The organism is Gottfriedia acidiceleris (assembly GCF_002128425.1).
GTDB classification, from domain to species: Bacteria; Bacillota; Bacilli; order Bacillales; family Bacillaceae_G; genus Gottfriedia; species Gottfriedia acidiceleris.
In genome coordinates this window covers 128,686-145,447 of record NZ_NESS01000003.1, presented here as the reverse complement: position 1 = coordinate 145,447, position 16,762 = coordinate 128,686, and the positions used below count along the sequence as shown (strand labels likewise).

19 protein-coding genes are annotated in these 16,762 nt (G+C 32.3%); 9 read left to right on the top strand and 10 right to left on the bottom strand.

Annotation, left to right across the window (positions count from 1 at the left end; translation table 11 throughout):
* Window positions 1-295: 295 nt before the first annotated feature.
* Complete coding sequence (locus B6K90_RS07185) at window positions 296-886, bottom strand: CYTH domain-containing protein (protein ID WP_088012067.1); 591 nt, start codon at window positions 884-886, stop codon at window positions 296-298.
* A 132-nt stretch (window positions 887-1,018) separates the two neighbouring features.
* Between B6K90_RS07185 and B6K90_RS07180 the strand changes: the two genes are divergently transcribed.
* Genes B6K90_RS07180 through B6K90_RS07165 form a run of 4 tightly spaced genes read left to right on the top strand, consistent with a single transcriptional unit; the run spans window position 1,019 to window position 3,748 of the window.
* The gene (locus B6K90_RS07180; RefSeq protein ID WP_088012066.1) at window positions 1,019-1,399 is read left to right on the top strand and encodes a UPF0738 family protein; all 381 of its coding nucleotides are present in this window, start codon (window positions 1,019-1,021) and stop codon (window positions 1,397-1,399) included.
* 16 nt (window positions 1,400-1,415) lie between these two features.
* A complete protein-coding gene (locus B6K90_RS07175) occupies window positions 1,416-2,039 on the top strand; it encodes a GTP pyrophosphokinase (RefSeq protein ID WP_069032993.1) in 624 nt (207 codons plus the stop codon).
* A 15-nt stretch (window positions 2,040-2,054) separates the two neighbouring features.
* A complete protein-coding gene (locus B6K90_RS07170) occupies window positions 2,055-2,846 on the top strand; it encodes an NAD kinase (RefSeq protein WP_088012065.1) in 792 nt (263 codons plus the stop codon).
* Between the two features lie 14 nt (window positions 2,847-2,860).
* A complete protein-coding gene (locus B6K90_RS07165) occupies window positions 2,861-3,748 on the top strand; it encodes an RluA family pseudouridine synthase (RefSeq protein WP_088012064.1) in 888 nt (295 codons plus the stop codon).
* Window positions 3,749-3,969: 221 nt separating this feature from the next.
* On the opposite strand, the gene prpE is transcribed toward B6K90_RS07165, so the two are convergent.
* Window positions 3,970-4,731 (bottom strand): bis(5'-nucleosyl)-tetraphosphatase PrpE, encoded by a 762-nt coding sequence (gene prpE, locus B6K90_RS07160; protein ID WP_088012063.1) that lies wholly within the window; start codon window positions 4,729-4,731, stop codon window positions 3,970-3,972.
* A gap of 159 nt (window positions 4,732-4,890) precedes the next feature.
* The gene (locus B6K90_RS07155; protein ID WP_088012062.1) at window positions 4,891-6,054 is read right to left on the bottom strand and encodes an FtsW/RodA/SpoVE family cell cycle protein; all 1,164 of its coding nucleotides are present in this window, start codon (window positions 6,052-6,054) and stop codon (window positions 4,891-4,893) included.
* 251 nt (window positions 6,055-6,305) lie between these two features.
* Between B6K90_RS07155 and fabI the strand changes: the two genes are divergently transcribed.
* Window positions 6,306-7,076 (top strand): enoyl-ACP reductase FabI, encoded by a 771-nt coding sequence (fabI, locus tag B6K90_RS07150; RefSeq protein WP_088012061.1) that lies wholly within the window; start codon window positions 6,306-6,308, stop codon window positions 7,074-7,076.
* A gap of 421 nt (window positions 7,077-7,497) precedes the next feature.
* On the opposite strand, the gene B6K90_RS07145 is transcribed toward fabI, so the two are convergent.
* On the bottom strand, window positions 7,498-8,163 hold the full coding sequence (locus tag B6K90_RS07145; protein WP_088012060.1) for a DUF2642 domain-containing protein: 666 nt from the start codon (window positions 8,161-8,163) through the stop codon (window positions 7,498-7,500).
* Window positions 8,164-8,544: 381 nt separating this feature from the next.
* On the bottom strand, window positions 8,545-9,018 hold the full coding sequence (locus tag B6K90_RS07140; protein WP_088012059.1) for a DUF2642 domain-containing protein: 474 nt from the start codon (window positions 9,016-9,018) through the stop codon (window positions 8,545-8,547).
* Window positions 9,019-9,260: 242 nt separating this feature from the next.
* Here B6K90_RS07140 and B6K90_RS07135 point away from each other — a divergent pair, with 242 nt between their 5' ends.
* Complete coding sequence (locus B6K90_RS07135; protein ID WP_088012058.1) at window positions 9,261-9,800, top strand: CotO family spore coat protein; 540 nt, start codon at window positions 9,261-9,263, stop codon at window positions 9,798-9,800.
* Window positions 9,801-9,860: 60 nt separating this feature from the next.
* Here the strand turns inward: B6K90_RS07135 and B6K90_RS07130 are convergent, their stop codons facing one another.
* On the bottom strand, window positions 9,861-10,409 hold the full coding sequence (locus tag B6K90_RS07130; protein ID WP_088012057.1) for a CotY/CotZ family spore coat protein: 549 nt from the start codon (window positions 10,407-10,409) through the stop codon (window positions 9,861-9,863).
* Between the two features lie 250 nt (window positions 10,410-10,659).
* On the opposite strand from B6K90_RS07130, the gene B6K90_RS07125 reads away from it, so the two are divergent.
* Together B6K90_RS07125 and B6K90_RS07120 are read left to right on the top strand one after the other, a co-directional pair.
* Window positions 10,660-11,010, top strand: a complete 351-nt coding sequence (locus tag B6K90_RS07125) for a DUF1360 domain-containing protein (RefSeq protein WP_088012056.1) — start codon at window positions 10,660-10,662, stop codon at window positions 11,008-11,010.
* Between the two features lie 68 nt (window positions 11,011-11,078).
* Window positions 11,079-11,279, top strand: coding sequence for a hypothetical protein (locus B6K90_RS07120; protein WP_088012055.1), 201 nt, complete (start codon window positions 11,079-11,081; stop codon window positions 11,277-11,279).
* Window positions 11,280-11,361: 82 nt separating this feature from the next.
* Here B6K90_RS07120 and B6K90_RS07115 read toward each other — a convergent pair whose 3' ends face one another.
* From B6K90_RS07115 to B6K90_RS07100, 4 genes are all read right to left on the bottom strand, one after another.
* Window positions 11,362-13,656 carry an ATP-dependent helicase gene (locus B6K90_RS07115; protein WP_167555303.1) on the bottom strand — a complete coding sequence of 765 codons (2,295 nt, stop codon included), beginning with the start codon at window positions 13,654-13,656 and terminating at the stop codon, window positions 11,362-11,364.
* A 211-nt stretch (window positions 13,657-13,867) separates the two neighbouring features.
* The gene (locus tag B6K90_RS07110; RefSeq protein WP_088012053.1) at window positions 13,868-14,299 is read right to left on the bottom strand and encodes a GNAT family N-acetyltransferase; all 432 of its coding nucleotides are present in this window, start codon (window positions 14,297-14,299) and stop codon (window positions 13,868-13,870) included.
* Complete coding sequence (locus B6K90_RS07105) at window positions 14,296-14,811, bottom strand: YjcG family protein (RefSeq protein ID WP_088012052.1); 516 nt, start codon at window positions 14,809-14,811, stop codon at window positions 14,296-14,298. Before B6K90_RS07105 ends, B6K90_RS07110 begins: the two co-directional genes overlap by 4 nt.
* A 113-nt stretch (window positions 14,812-14,924) precedes the next feature.
* A complete protein-coding gene (locus B6K90_RS07100) occupies window positions 14,925-15,653 on the bottom strand; it encodes an alpha/beta hydrolase (RefSeq protein ID WP_088012051.1) in 729 nt (242 codons plus the stop codon).
* Window positions 15,654-15,769: 116 nt separating this feature from the next.
* Here B6K90_RS07100 and B6K90_RS07095 point away from each other — a divergent pair, with 116 nt between their 5' ends.
* The gene (locus B6K90_RS07095) at window positions 15,770-16,684 is read left to right on the top strand and encodes a DMT family transporter (protein ID WP_088012050.1); all 915 of its coding nucleotides are present in this window, start codon (window positions 15,770-15,772) and stop codon (window positions 16,682-16,684) included.
* Window positions 16,685-16,762: the final 78 nt, after the last annotated feature.

The following is a 16,762-nucleotide window of genomic DNA, read 5'->3' as shown; positions in this document are numbered from 1 at the left end:
CCTCAAGAATAGCAAATAAGAGAAATAATTACCCATACCGGTTATAGTATTATGATGTAAAATTTGATAAAAAAAGATATTTTCAAATGGCAAACTAGCAAAATGGCTGTAATATTAGTTTAATCTGTTGAAAGTTGAGAGAAATCTGCCATTTTTCTATAAAAAGATTGTTAAAATCGACTATATTAAAAAAACGCCGAAATATACCCTCTAGGTATCTACGGCATTTATAAGTTACTGTCTGCAGTGTGCTATTTCAACAATTAAATTAGTTTATTTATAATAAAAATGGTGTTCAGTTAGCCTGATTCCCTTGTTTAACATTAAAAAAGCGTCTAATTTTATTTAATGTTTTACGCTGTGGGATTTGAAGATTCTCTAACAGATTGATAAACTGTTGTTTACCAATGTTTTCATCCGTAACTTCGAATTCTAACTCATAATCCTCGTGATTTAAATATGTACTGTGGTCTAAAACTAAGAGTCCATTTTCATAAGGAAATTCTACTCTATTTGTTGTTAAGTCACCTATTAATACTAGAGCATTTAAGTTTAAATTTACTTCTTCAATATATTCTTTTACTTCACCATTTGGAAGAATGAATGTTTTTAGCATATTTGCTGCTTCAGTTTCACTTATTTTTTGATTAATTTCTAAATGTCCGACAGCTTGTTTTATTTTTAAAGTTAAAGTAAATGAATTTAGGGACTTTTTGCGGATTCTTAATGCTCCACCATGTTCTTTAATTGTAAAATCAGGTGTCTCAAAATAATAATTAGTTTGTGAATGGAACTGAGATTCGTTAATTTGAAAATAGGATTTAAGTTTTTCAAATTCCTCTTTCGTTAATAAATTCTTAAATTCAATTTCAATTTCTTTAGCCATAGTTAACTCCTTAATTATTGTTATTTTTGTTATTGAATGTGCTAGTCGTCGTCTATTTTCTATTTGATATGTTACAATAGAAATGGTCAAAATTAAATAAAATACATACATTAAAAAGGTTGAGGTTTTACGATGAGAAAAATGCTTGAAATAAATGGAATAAATATAAATGAAGATGGTTTATATCTAATAATCGATGATACAAAAATGAGTTTGGAACAGTGTCATGAGGTAGGAACAATGATAGCAGACTCAGACAAAAGTTCACTATTGTATATATTAGAAGAAAATGAAGAATTTGTATATGTTACAGTTCCTTATGAGTTTTGGTCGGACTTAAAAAAAGCAAATGATCAAAATTTAAGCGTATTTTTAAAGGTCGGTGAAAAGAGTCTCTCACTAAATAATTGGAATGAGGAGTTAACATATTTAATCCAAAACGTTGAAGGTAATTTTAACTATGGAGAAGAATTTGTTAAGCAAGTTCAAAGCGCATTTTTAGAAGAGAAGTAAGTTGGTGGTGATTTTCATGAATGGTCAATGGGAAAGTTTTTTAGCACCTTATGAACAAGCAGTAAGCGAATTAAAAGTAAAGTTAAAAGGGATTAGAAAACAGTTTGAGGAAACGAATCAGCATTCCCCAATTGAGTTTGTAACTGGGAGAGTTAAGCCTATTCACAGCATTGTTAATAAGACAATAAGAAAAGGAATTCCATTAGCGAATTTAGAAACAGAATTACAGGATATTGCCGGTCTTAGAATGATGTGTCAATTTGTAGAAGATATTAAAAATGTAGTGGAGCTTTTACGCAAACGTAAAGATTTTACAATTGTAGAAGAGCGCGATTATATTACAAATAAAAAGAATAGCGGATATCGTTCTTATCATGTAGTTGTTGAATATCCAGTTCAAACAATTGAAGGTGAACGAAAAGTTTTAGTTGAAATTCAAATAAGAACACTTGCGATGAATTTTTGGGCAACAATAGAGCATTCTTTAAATTATAAGTACAAGGGAAAATATCCTGAAAATATTCACGAACGATTACAAAGAGCAGCTGAAGCAGCGTTTCTCTTAGATGAAGAAATGTCTCTAATTAGAGGAGAGATTCAAGAAGCGCAAGCAGAATTTTCGAAAAAAAACGACCAATAAGGAAAGGGCGAGAAAATGAAATTCGTAATTATGTCTAAGGGCGATCAAGAGTCCAATGAACTGACGAAACGAATGAGAGATTATTTAGAGAGTTTTAATTTTAAATTTGATGAAGAGGAGCCTGAAATCGCCATATCAGTAGGTGGTGATGGGACCTTACTTCATGCTTTTCATAATTACACTCATCTTCTCGATAAAGTATCTTTCGTAGGGGTTCATACTGGGCATTTAGGGTTTTACGCTGATTGGGTACCAAGTGAGGTAGAAAAGCTTGTTATTGCGATTGCGAAGACTCCATTTCAAGTAGTTGAATATCCTTTATTGGAAGTAATCATCCGTTATAAGGATGGAAAAAAAGAAATGCAAACATTAGCATTAAATGAATGTACGATTAAGGGTCTTGAAGGTACTTTAGTGATTGATGTTGAAATAAAAGGTCAGCATTTTGAGACATTTAGAGGTGACGGTCTTTGTATTTCTACACCTTCAGGTAGTACAGCTTATAATAAAGCACTTGGTGGAGCAATTATTCATCCATCAATTGAAGCGATTCAAATTGCTGAGATGGCTTCGATTAATAATCGAGTTTTTCGTACAATTGGTTCACCTCTTGTTTTACCTAAACATCATACTTGCTTACTTAAACCAGTAAGAAACGCAAATTTTCAAATTACATTAGATCATAAAACAATAGTGCATCAAGACGTTAAATCGATTCAATGTCGAGTAGCTCATGAAAAAGTACGTTTTGCACGTTTTAGACCTTTTCCATTTTGGAAGCGTGTCGTTGATTCTTTTGTTAAATAAAAATGGTGAAGAATATGAAGCAATTTAGTTTATCATGGGAAGTAAAAAAAGAGCATAATGGAATTTTACTGAGAGAGTTTCTTAAATTAAAGGAGCTCTCTAAACGTGCTCTCACTGATATAAAATTTCAAGGTGGAAAAATTACAGTAAATGGTGAGGAAAAAACTGTCCGTACAATTTTAAAAGAATTAGATGTTGTACAAATCTATTTTCCAATCGAAAAACCAAGTGAGGATCTTATAGCAGAAGATATTCCTTTTGAAATTGTTTATGAAGATGAGGCTGTATTAGTCATAAATAAACCATCTGGAATACCAAGCATTCCCTCTAGAGAGCATCCTAGTGGCACTCTTGCAAATGGGTTATTATTTTATTATCAATCAATTGGGCTTCAGTCTACCATTCATATTGTAACTCGATTAGACAAAGATACTTCGGGATTAATGTTAGTTGCCAAAAATCGTTATATTCATTATTTGTTTTCTAAAAATGAATTAAAAGATGTTCAAAGAAAATATTTAGCAATTGTACATGGACAAATGAATGATACAAAAGGGGTAATTCGAGCAAAGATTGCTAGGAAAAGTGATAGTATTATTGAGAGAATTGTTTCTGAAGAGGGACAAGAAGCAATTACACATTATCAAGTCCTTTTAGCAAATAGAGACTACTTAGTTGTTGAATTAGAATTAGAAACTGGTCGAACACATCAAATCCGGGTTCATATGTCTTCAATCGGACATCCGTTAATCGGGGATGACTTATATGGAGGTAATACTGATTTTTTACAAAGACAGGCGTTGCATAGTTATAAATTGTCATTTATTCATCCAATTGATCATACGGAAAAAAACTTTGAAATCGCTTTACCTGCTGATTTAAAGGGTTTATTGGAATTGTGAATGTCAAGTGATAAATTTGTCTAAATTTTGTATAATTTATTGACAATATATGAATAATAGATTATTTTTAGTATGTAGTGTTTCTCCATGGGGATGGAAGAGACTAATATATTAAGCTGATAAGTGAGCGCTTACATTATCAGCAAAAAAGTAGGTTCCTAAACAGAAACCTACTTTTTTTGTTCTTCCTTTAAAATTCCATAATCATGACTTTGACTTTCCTAAACTCTGTTTTCTTGTTCTTCTTCATAAAAGCTAAATTTTTCCTCAATATAAGGCATAGAAGATTGAACTTGAGTATACTTACGTTCTGGATACGAAAATGCTGTTAGTTTACCACCAAAAACAGCACCGGTATCAATATTAATTGTATTATTTAATTCGCGTGGTTCCTTAATAGGAGTATGACCATAAACAATTAATGCTCTGCCTTTGTATTCTTTTGCCCAATCCTTTCTTACTGGCATTCCGTTTGGAAGCACTTCGCCATTAATATCTCCATACAAAACGAATGTTTTAACATTATTTGAATGCTTACCAATCATATCCTCACGTATACCAGCATGACAAACGACTAATTTTCCATTGTCTAAAACATTATAGAGTGGAGAGCCTTCATATAGTTTTTTAAACGATTCTTGATAATGGCTTCGCTCCTTACCACTTAAGGATTCTAATTCTGCAACTGTTGTTTCAAGTCCATGTTGAATTTTTACATTGCGGCCAAGAAAATAGCGATAAAGTTTATTACAATGATTCCCCGGTGAATAATATGCTTTTTTATGCTTCATTACAAGCTCATATACTACTTTGATAACTGCCAGAGAATTAGGTCCCCGATCCGTTAAGTCTCCAACAAAAACTAACTTTCGATTTTCAGGGTGAACTGGAATATTATTCTTCCACGAATAACCAAGTTTTTTAGTTAATTCAACAAATTCATCGTAGCAGCCATGAATATCTCCTATAATATCGTATTTCATTCTATCAATCCTTTTAGTCTGTTATTTCAAGAAGTAATAATTGTAGTATGCCCCAAAAAAGCAGAGTAAAAGAAATTTCCAAGATTCGGTAATGCTATAAAAAGAGGGGTAAGGATCTTTATTAGATCTTTACCCCTATCTTTTTGTATGCCTACTCTATCAGTCAAACATATACTTATTTGTTCTAGATCTTACATTAAGGATGAATCCAATTGCTAGAAGGTTAGTGGCAAGAGAACTTCCTCCGTAGCTTACGAATGGTAGAGTAATCCCTGTAATCGGTAGTAGACCGATTGTCATACCAATATTTTGGAAAATCTGGAAAGTGAACATTCCTACTACACCAGCACAAAGATAGCTACCAAATTTGTCGTTACTTTCTAAAGCAATATGAATCATTCGATAAATTAATAAGAAGAATAATGAAATGACTACACTTGCTCCTATAAAGCCGTATTGCTCGCAAATTACTGTGAAAATAAAATCTGTATGTGGTTCAGGGAAGTATGCTTCACCGTTATGGAACCCTTTACCCGTAAGCATACCAGAACCAGCTGCCATTAATGCCTGAGTAAGCTGATAGCCTTGAGAAGGGTATTCGTACGGTGCTAGCCAACCGTAAAAACGATTTAACTGGTATTCCTCAAGCACATGCGATGTGAAAAATTCAAAATGATAAAAGTATAGATAAACCATGAAAGTACCAAGGGCTACCGTTAATAAAACTAGTCCAAGAATATAGCGCCAACGTATTCCAGAAATTAAAATCATTGTTGCGATAATTGCGCACATAACCATTGTATTTCCTAAGTCAGGTTCTTTTGCAATCAGTAGTAAAGGCGGTAACGAAATACCGAATATCTTACCTAAAAGTAAAATATCTTCTCTCTTTCCACGAACAGCGTACATTTCATTGTGTCTTGAAATGATCGTTCCTAAAATGATGATCATAAAAATTTTCATTAATTCGGATGGTTGGAAGTTACCGATTCCAGGTAAGGTGTACCATGCTGTTGCACCTTTAATCGTTTTAGCACCTGGGACGTGCAGTTCTAATCCAAGTAGTAGGATTAGTCCAAAACCATACATATACCAAATAACATTTTTATATCGATCAAAATCAATAATCATAATAACGGCAATACCAACAAGACCAATGATATACCATTTAATTTGCTGTCCAGCGAAATTGATGCTTCTTAGATTTGCAGGAAGGCTTGGCATTGCACTAGTAATTGCTAGATAACTTACAGTGGCTATACAAAAAAGGATAAATAGTAATTTAAAATCAATTTGAAAGGGAGATGTACGGTCTTCCTTCATGTCCTCACCTCTCTATAATGTGTTTTATTAGTATGCTTTTAAATCGGGACTTTTAATGTACGACAATCATCATTATAATTTATTTTTGCCTTTAAAGGAATTCAAATCTATAAACTCTTTTTAAATAAACTATTATATTTATATTTTTTGTGGATAAAGCTATATATAACTTTACTATTTTCAATTCATCGTATTTGTGCTACTATTTTAGTATCTAGTACTAATAACTAATAATAAAGGAGACGGATGATATGATTTCATTACAAGGCAAAACTTTTGTTGTTATGGGTGTTGCAAACTTCCGTAGTATCGCTTGGGGAATTGCACAATCATTACATAGCGCTGGAGCAAATTTAATTTTTACATACGCAAATGAAAGATTAGAAAAAGGTGTTCGAGAATTATCTGACTCACTAGAAAATCCAAACAATCTTCTAGTACAATGTGATGTAACTAGTGATGAAGATTTGGCAAAATGCTTTGCAGCAATTAAAGAGCAAGTAGGTGCAATTCATGGTGTAGCACACTGTATCGCTTTTGCTAATAAAGAAGATTTAAAAGGTGAGTTTGTAGACACAAGCCGTGATGGGTACTTATTATCACAAAACATTAGTGCTTACTCTTTAGTAGGTGTAGCTCGTGAAGCAAAACCATTAATGGTTGAAGGTGGAAGCATTGTTACGTTAACTTACTTAGGTGGAGAGCGTGTAATGCAAAACTATAACCTAATGGGTGTATCTAAAGCAGCTCTAGAAGCTTCTGTACGCTATTTAGCGAACGATTTAGGGAAATATAATATTCGCGTAAACTCAATTTCTGCAGGACCAATCCGTACGCTTTCTGCTAAAGGAGTAGGCGACTTTAATACAATCTTAAAAGAAATCGAAGAAAAAGCTCCATTACGTAGAAACGTAACACAAGAAGAAGTAGGAGATTCTGCTTTATTCTTATTTAGTGACTTAGCAAGAGGTATTACTGGAGAAAACATTCATGTTGATTCAGGATACCATATAATGGGATAAGAAGTGCATTGGAAAAATAGAAGCTTATATAAGAGCTTCTATTTTTTTTAGGAAAATGAAGGGGATTGCAAAGGTGTTAAAGACAGGAGTGCGATTAAAATCAGAGAATCGCAAATAAGAAGGCCATAGTAGATACTTTCAAATAGAGATCCTGTAGATTTGCTCTATTCTTTCTTAGTCGGATAATAAATTGATAAAAATCGGCAAATTATCAATAAAAAAGAGCGATAATGTCAACTACGAATGAAAGGTACCGCTAAGATACCCCTTCCACGCTAGAACAACAAGCTTCAGAATTTCAAAATAATACTCCTATTGTTGTTCTTAAATATCTTAATCCTGTAAAATAAAAAAAGTGCCTACTCAAGATGATAAAATAGGCACTTTTTATTGTAAATGTGGCATTTTAATTTATAAATACTTACGGAATAAAAATTGATTTTAAGTGACGAAGACCTACTAATTTGCTTTCTCCTCTAGATGTGGTCAACTCTATGAAATTTGAGTCAATGGAACTCAACTTGCCTATATATTCGTATTTCTCTCCACTGTTCATTACGACTAATTCACCAATCAACTTATTTAATTGAACGTCTAACGTGCGTGCTAGGGGGATATTAGAAGGATTAACAGGTAATAAATTATTACTTAACATATAAGGGGTTTTTTCAGTGAGATACGGGGTTAACCATTTTAAATGCTGGAGGGAAATATACATGATCTTATAGATCGGTGAATAGAACACAAAGTAATTATTCATGATCGTTGTAATAAAGCCATGAAAAGAACGATTATTTGATAGACTAATTTCTACAAAAATCCCTTTGGCAGCAGTTAATACTTTACGTAAAGATAACTCATCTTTTTCGTGTTCTAATTCTTGGAGGGAAGGAACAACACCAAAGAATTCTTCGAGTGTACTTTCACTAAGATTATGAATATGAAGTAGTGGAATATAAAGGAAATTTTCACCATTGAAAACAACTAATAAATCATTTCCAACTTCAATTAAGATTCCATCAACATTACTGTTACCAGATATTTCAATTGTAACTTGTTTGTTGAGAAAATTTTTGAAACTTGCCATGATTTTCTCCTTTCTTAAAAAGATAAATCATTATTATTCAGACATGTTCATTTCTGAAAAAGGATTTTCAATTTTATTAATATGGGCATATCAAATAGAATGATAGTTTGTCTAAATAAAATTCATCATTTCATTTAAAAATTGGCAAGCTAGATAGTGCCTGTCTAATATGAATGAAAAAAGATTATTAAGTTTGAAAATTTTATAGTTGAATCAGTTATTTCATAACAGCATACTTCCATTTATTTATAGATTACCACTCAAAATTAAGTATAGTTTTAAATTACTTTATAATGGTTTTACATAATTAGAATGGCATCGAGGGTCAAAGTTTTATAAAAAAAGGGTCGTTTTATTTGAATAAAACGACCTTTCTAAACATTATTTTCTTCTTCTTAATGTTTGGCTTGTCGTATTACTTCTTTCGTAAACTTCAAATTTTTCTCCGAAACTTACACTCTTGATATGATAAGTAGCAATATAAACTAGTTCATCGTTAAAAGAAATTTCTACATAATCATGATTAGCATCAAGAAGAATACCTTCAACTTTGTCGTGGCCACCGCGATTAATTTTTACCCATTGTCTAACTTGAGAATTTAATAAATCTACAAAACTCTCGTTTGGTAATAACTCAATCGTATTGTACATTTCATCATAAGCTAATCTACCTTTTGCAAATGAAGTTACACTTTTTAAATGAGAATATGGGTAATAAATTACACCTTCAGCCTCTGTAAAAAGAGCAATATGTGTTTCATATGCACCAAGTAATAAACCTTCTTTAGATTCATGACCTCCTCGACCAATTCTAACTCCTTTACCTACGAATACTGAGAATAACTCTTTATTCACTTTTTCATCGCTCCTTGTTTTTTCTGTGCGGTTACAATGTATTTATATGTGCCCTGTCAATTGTTTGTACTAGGATATTTGTCCAATTTATATGAATATGTACAAAATTGGTCAAGTGTTGATAGGCAATTATTTATTATTTACTTCAAACTTATAGGTTACTTGATTGAGAAAAAAGTAACATGATAAATATTGTCTGTTCATATAATTTATGAGAGCACACTTACGAGGGAGGAACAACAATGGCAAGAAAAGAGTCTAAAGAGGGAGTAAAGCCATTACTATATATTGCGCAGCCAGATTTTCAAGAAGCCAAGTTGAATATACAACACTCTTATGTGGTCAAAGTAAATAATTATGATCAAAAACAAAAGGATAAAGAATATGTAGCTTCTAAATACGAAGTGGAAGAACTAGAAGAACTGGAAGTACAAGATCTAGAAGAACAAGAAGAATTAGAAGATGTTGTGAATTTAGATGAACTAGAAGAGCAACAAGAAGAACAACAAGAAGAACTAGAGGAAGAACAAGTCGAAGCAGACAATGCTTGGATGAAAAAACCATTTAAAGCTATGACGAATGAAGAAAAAGTGTTATTTATGATAAATAAACCCCATTATATTCCAAAGGTTGAGTGCCGAATTCGAACAGATAAGGATTTATATATTGGCTATATTATGGGTTACAACGATGGAAAGGTTTCAATTAAAGTTTCTTCAAAAATTAATGACATTGAATTGGATATTCAAAGCATTGTAAGTATTCAAATGGTTGGAATTTAGGGCGTTAAAAAGGTGGTAGATCATGATCTACCACCCATAGTTTTTTAGTTTACATTAAACTTACAGATTTGAAACGTGTACGTCACGTAAGCATTGGATTGCACAGAAGCAATCTAAGTCAACAGTTACACAAGTGTTTGAAGCAACAAACATGTCGCCGTCTACTAGTTCACAGAAAGTGTTTTGGTTGTTGTTATTTTTGTTGTTGTCTTTGCCGTCACCAGTTTTAACAGGCACTAATGCTCTTAACACTGCACAGCAATCATCATCTACACTTTCAACACGGAAAACAACTGTATCTTGGCAATTGTTGATTTGAGCGTTTCTGTTATTATTATTTTGGTTTTGATCGCCGCCATCACGATCACGTTGTGCCATGATTGACATCATATTATTATTAAATGCTGGTACTCTAAATAATTCACCGTTTGCTAAATACAATAGGAAAGGGCGAGTATTTGCAAGTGGTACATTAGGGTTAGCACCTAAAAATGGAACGTCACAACCTGTTGGGCAAGTGTTAGTTGCGCAATCTTGTAGATCATTTATGAATTTTACAACGTCACAAACACAGTGGTTTCTTTTTTTGTCGTGGTCTTTGCAACTCATCTTTTTCACTCCTTATCACTTTAGATGGATATTACATTACTATGATATTAAGCAGGCGAAAAACGGTTACTGAAGATTATTGCTTTTTTAGATAAATGGGCTTAGAAGAGCTTAGATCTGAAATAGGGAATAGGGAGAATATAAATGAATAAGGGAGGAGAAGGGTTGGAAGGGATTAGAGAAGCATAAATAAAGGGTAACGAAGTGAGATTTACCCATTGCATCCATATCCCTTGCCTGCGTACTTAACATGGATATAAGTTGGTTGTTGCTATTCATCTTAATCTTGGCAAGCTTTCGATTGACTCGTTTAGTTGTTTACGATAAGATTACAGCTTTTCTTAGAAGACCTTTTATTGATGAAATAACGCTTGAAGAGAATGGGATGCCAGTTACTTATACAAAGATTAAAGGAAGTGGAATCCAATACTTTATTGGTGAGTTATTAAGTTGTACATGGTGTAGTGGGATATGGTGTACAGCGTTTTTACTATTACTATATGTGTTCTTTCCACATGTGGGAGAGTTCATTATCATTTTATTAGCTATTGCAGGGGCAGCTGGCGTAATAGAAACGATTGTTAATAGGCTGAATTCGTAATTTTAGGTAGAACGATTAAAAATTCCTTTCATATACTAAAATGAATAGACTTATTTAGGAGGGAAGATATGTATAATCAAGGTCAAGGTCAATATACACCTTATCAATGGCAGCAAATGCAACAACAACAGCAGTACCAAATGCAACAACAACAAATGCAACAACAAGTTAATCAAGCGAACTATAACCCATATTACCAAGGCGCTCCGGCCGGCTATGTGAAACAATCAGGTTGTGGCTGCAGCGGTAGAACAACTAGAAGACGTTAATCCATAAAAATATAAAAAGGTGAGCATATTTTTGCTCACCTTAATATTTTGTCCAAAATTTGATTTTAATAGTTGATCAATCTTATTTCTTATTAATAAATCGTCTAATTAATCTTGAAGAATTTGCTTTTTTCCCTCGTCTTTTTTGAAGAATCGATAAGTATAATAGTTTTCTAGCTCTTGTACAAGCGACATATAGAAGGCGGCGTTCTTCTTCTAGTTGATCTAAATTACCATTTTTTAAAGATTCTAAAGCATAATCATGAGGAAATCCTCCATCTACAACACCTAGAATATAGACATAATCATACTCTAATCCTTTTGAACGGTGAGCTGTTAAAAGCGAAATATTACCTTGCGATGACTGATTTTTTTTCTGCTTATATTCTTTAAATTTAGCAGAAATATGAAATGCGTGTTCTACAAACTCTCTAATTGATTTGAAATTTTTGCTTACAACCTTTAAATCTCTTAAGTCATCAGAAGGTCGCTCGATTTTATTAGACTCATTTCCACGCTTTTTAATATAGTCCATAAATGCTGGACTTTCTTCAATTCGCTCAATTGCTTCTAATGGAGAAGCGTGTTTTAAATAACGTAATATTTTTATCAAGTTTTCAATTTTTTTAATTTGAAATGGTGCTGCACTTTTAATGGTAGTGAATGCTTCTAAGAAAGAAAGATTTTGCAATACACTATTCATTTTTGCATCTTGAAATGCTTGTTGTTTTAGGAAAAAGACCGGTAATATTTCTTTTAATGCTGATTGATGGTCCTCATCTCCAATTAATAGTAGGAAAGAGATCATTTTTCGAATAATAGGTCGATCATAAAACGAGTCACCATCTTGATCGATTGTAAATGGTAAGCTTGTTCCAATTAATCGCTCAAAAACAGCCCTTGATGCAGTATTAGTGCGATATAAAATTGCAAATTGTCCTGGATTTGCACCTTTATTAATTTTTTCTTTTATATCATTAATAATCATCGTTGCTTCTTCTTCTTCATCGTATGGAAAGAAGAAAGAGGGGACTTGATCGTAGTCATATTGAGCATGCATTGATTTTACAAAACGGTTTTTATTAGGCTTAATGACTTCGTTCGCCAATGAAACAATCCCATGAGTGGAACGATAATTTTCACTTAAATGATAAATTTTAGATCCTTGGAAATGCTCTTTAAAGTCTAAGATAAACCTGGGGTCACTTCCTCTAAACGCATAAATTGACTGGTCATCATCACCAACAGCCGTAATATTTTCTGTATGTTGAAAAAGGATCTTTAGAATATTAAATTGGATTTTATTAATATCTTGAAACTCATCCACTAATAAACATTTAAATCGATTTTGATAATGTAAAAGTATTTCATTATTTTCATTTAACATTTCAAAGCAACCGAGTAACATATCATCAAAATCAAATTGCCCATTTTGCTTTTTTAATGATTCATAGCCTTCATAAAGAGAAGCGACTTGTTCTTCCCAAGCATCTTTTGATCGAATCTCATGTGGATAAATACAAGAGTTCTTCCATAAACCGATTTGTTGAATAGCTTGGTCGTATGCAAATGACTTTTCATCAATTTCAAGACGTCGACCAATTTGCTTTAACATGATCTCCTTTTGAAAATCTGATTTAATTAATCGACTTGAATCCCATTTTACACGATCAAATCGTAAAAGCATTTTATAGAAAATACTATGAAATGTACCAATTTCCATTTGTTGAATAGGGTATCCAAGACCTTTCATGCGTTCTTTCATTTCTGCAGATGCTTTTGACGTGAATGTGACGAGCATCATTTCATGCGGGAGTACTCCGCTATTCATTAAGTGCATTGCTCGAGTAGTAATGACTCGTGTTTTACCGCTTCCAGCACCAGCAAGTACAAGTAATGGTGAACCGATATGTGTAACAGCGTTCCATTGTTGTGAATCTAATGAAATTTGATTGATCACATATTCATCCGTGTTTTGTTCATTTTTTTTATATGGTGGAATATTGTAAAAAGGTAGTCTGTTAATAAATTGATTTTCATCTGTTTTTTCGATTGTAGCTGTATTTGAGATTGAACGCTTAGTAGGTAGTTTAATAATACGATCGTTAGTATTTTCGTTAGTAGCATTTTTATTTTCAAATCTAGCAACAATTTCTTGCTCCAACTCTACGTTATGATTCATACATGCTAGATTTTGTTCTTTGTTTATATGATAAAAATGAGGAATATCATAAATAGTTAATGTGAAGCTTAAATTCTGATGGCAATTAACACATTTAACTTCCCCGCGAATACTGGCTTGATATATTTCCTCATATCTTGATCGAGGGAATTCTGGTAAATAGATTGATTGATTTTGATAGTTTGCAATTTTCATTATTTTCCCCCTTAAAATTAAAGCAGACTCATCTATGTTACCAAAAAGATTTGTGTACGAAAAGTGAATTTTAATGGGAAAAAAGTATCTTTTCATATGTATAGAAGTAAATTCATTCGTAAGAGCGTTGTTCGTCACATAGCCTCATGTATAGTTTTTTTAAGCCCCATTAAAAAACTATGATTCAATTGAATCATAGTTTTAAATGTGTTTAATTCAATTTTAGTTTCATTTCAGCATGAGGAATTCCAGCTTCAAAAAATATTTCGGAAGAGATTTTATAACCTAATTTTTCATAAAAAGGAATTGCAGATTCTTGTGCATGTAGGACTAATTGATTTAAGTCTTTTTCCTTTGCTGTTTTATGAATTAAGTACATGATTTCATTTCCTATTTTTTTTCCTCGATAGCTATTTAGAACACAGATTCGCTGAACTTTTCCAGTCGATTCGATTAATCTAAGTCGACCTGCAGCAATCGGTTGTTCTCCATCGTATGAAACAAAATGTATACATTCTTCGTCAAGGCCATCAAACTCCAATTCTTTTGAAATTTGTTGTTCCTCTACAAAAACTTCTACTCGTACTTTAAGAGCGTCTTGTATACTTTCATCTGTTGCTGCTACTATTGTGCGAATGCTCATTTTTTTGCACCTAATTTAAATGTTTCATAAACTTCCCAAGCACCGTTTTCTAATTGGTAAACTAATTTAAAGTTATCTACAACTTCATTGTAACTAAATTGAATCATACGTAACTGGCCAAGAATATCAGCAAATTCAGCATCTTGTAATTGCTGACCAATCGTAATATGCGGTACGAATGCATAATCTTTTGTTACAGGAAATTCTCCAGTGTGCATTTTTTCATGAAGCTCTTTTAATGCTTCAACAGGTGTAACTTTTAAATAGATGACATTATTAACTGGTGCAAAAGAACTTACTTTATTAATTTCCATTTCAAATGGTTCAATTTGACTCGCAATTTCATTTAATTGTGAAATAATATTTGGAAGTTGATCTTCGCTTAATTCAAATCCACTTCTTAATGTAACATGAGGAGAGATTAACGTATAAGCTGGATCAAAACGTTTTCTATACTCATTAGCTTTCTCTTGAACGAAATTAGATGGGAAAAAAACAACGCCACATTTCATTAAAATTACCTCCTGTTTTCGATACTATATATTTTAATTTGAAAAAATTAACGAAAGAAAAATACCTATTTTTAATTATACCAAATTTTTTGAAAATCGCTAAGTTTCACGAATTATTTTACTAAACTAATTTTTAATACGTCTTCAAGTTGCTTTTCCCAGTTTGTCCAAGTATGGTCCCCTTCATATTCTGCATAATGTAATTCTACAGGGAAGTTTGCTAAATAATCTTTTAACTGTAAACCACCTTCGACAAAATTAACCCATTGCTTACTTGGAGTGAAAACATTTTCTTCTTGTTTTCCAACAGTTTGAACAATAGAAAGGATTGAATTTAATTTTGTTTTCTTTAAAAATTCGATTACGTCATCGTTCACAAATGGAGATTGCATAATGACTTGACCAAACGTATTAGGATATGTAAATGCGGCTTGTAATGAAACAGTACCACCTAATGAATCGCCGATTAATGTTCTGCTATGAGCTAATCCAAGTAAAGGTAAATGATCATCTAAATATGGAAGTAATTCTTCAGCTAAAAAACGAATATAATTTTTTTGACCCACTTGAGAAGGGTGGTATAGTTTAAAACGCTCCTCTGGTGACGAATATGGAATTCCCACAATAATTGTAGGTTGAATTGATCCTTCTTTTGTTAATTTTTCAATTACTCGATGAACTTTTCCTAAACAAAAATAGTCTTGGCCATCTTGGGCAATTAATAAGTGATGTTTTATTAACGGAGTGTACATGCTTGAATAGTATATAGTAAATGTAATTTCTTTTTTGATGTGTTCACTATATAATGTATGTTCTTCTCTAGTACCATTTGTTTGAATCATAAAATGTCTCCTCTTCTTTTCCCTAGGATGATATAATTAGATGTTACTTCATACAAAAAATTTAGAAAAGTAAAATGTATTAAACGCTTACAAAATAAGACTAAAAGAGGTGAAACATGAGTAAAAAACAACCTAATGCAATGATGTCATTATTAATTTTATCCATTATTGCGATTTCAACTTCAGCTATATTAGCTAAATGGACGAATGCTTCTCCATCTGTTTTAAGCATGTATCGCCTCTGGTTTACATGTATTTGGATGCTACCATTTGTATTGAAGCGAAAGAATGAGTTAAAAGCTTTAAAAAAATCGCATTATAAATCATTCGCTTTAGGTGGATTAATGTTAGCTGTCCATTTTATTTTATGGTATGGTTCATTAGTTTTCACTTCTGTTGCGAGCTCAACAATAATATTGGCTCTTCAGCCATTAGTTGCAATGATTCTTGGATTCTTTGTATTTAAAGAGCGAACGTCTATGCAATCTAAAATATGTATGATTATCGCTATTATTGGTGTATGTCTAATAGGATTCGGTGATATCGGCTTAAGTATGTCAGCGTTTAAAGGTGATATTCTTTCATTTTTGAGTGTAATTGCTGCAGTACTCTATTTAATGGTTGGACAAACAACCGTAAAAAATACATCTCATTGGGTGTATAGTTTTTGGGTATTTGCATTTTCAGCTGCATTTTTAACAATCTATAATATCGTAACAATGGATAATTTCTTTGACTACCAATCAAAAGATTGGATTATATTTATTGCATCTGCCATTATTCCTTCATTAGCACATATTATAAATAACTATTTATTAAATTACGTAAATGCTACGACAATATCAATGAGTATACTCGGGGAACCAGTAGGTGCTTCTATTTTAGCAGTTTTCCTACTTAACGAAATGTTATCATCATTTCAGCTAGTTGGAGGGACAATTGTAATTGTAAGTGTGTTCTTGTATTTATATCAACAACAAAAAGAAGTTGCATCAATCCAAGTAAAATCGGATAATTCATCTTCAGCATAGAGAATGAGGAACGAGGCTGGAATAAGCTTTTCCTTAGTACAGTTCTTAAAACGACTTTCAAATCTTTTTTATGATTTG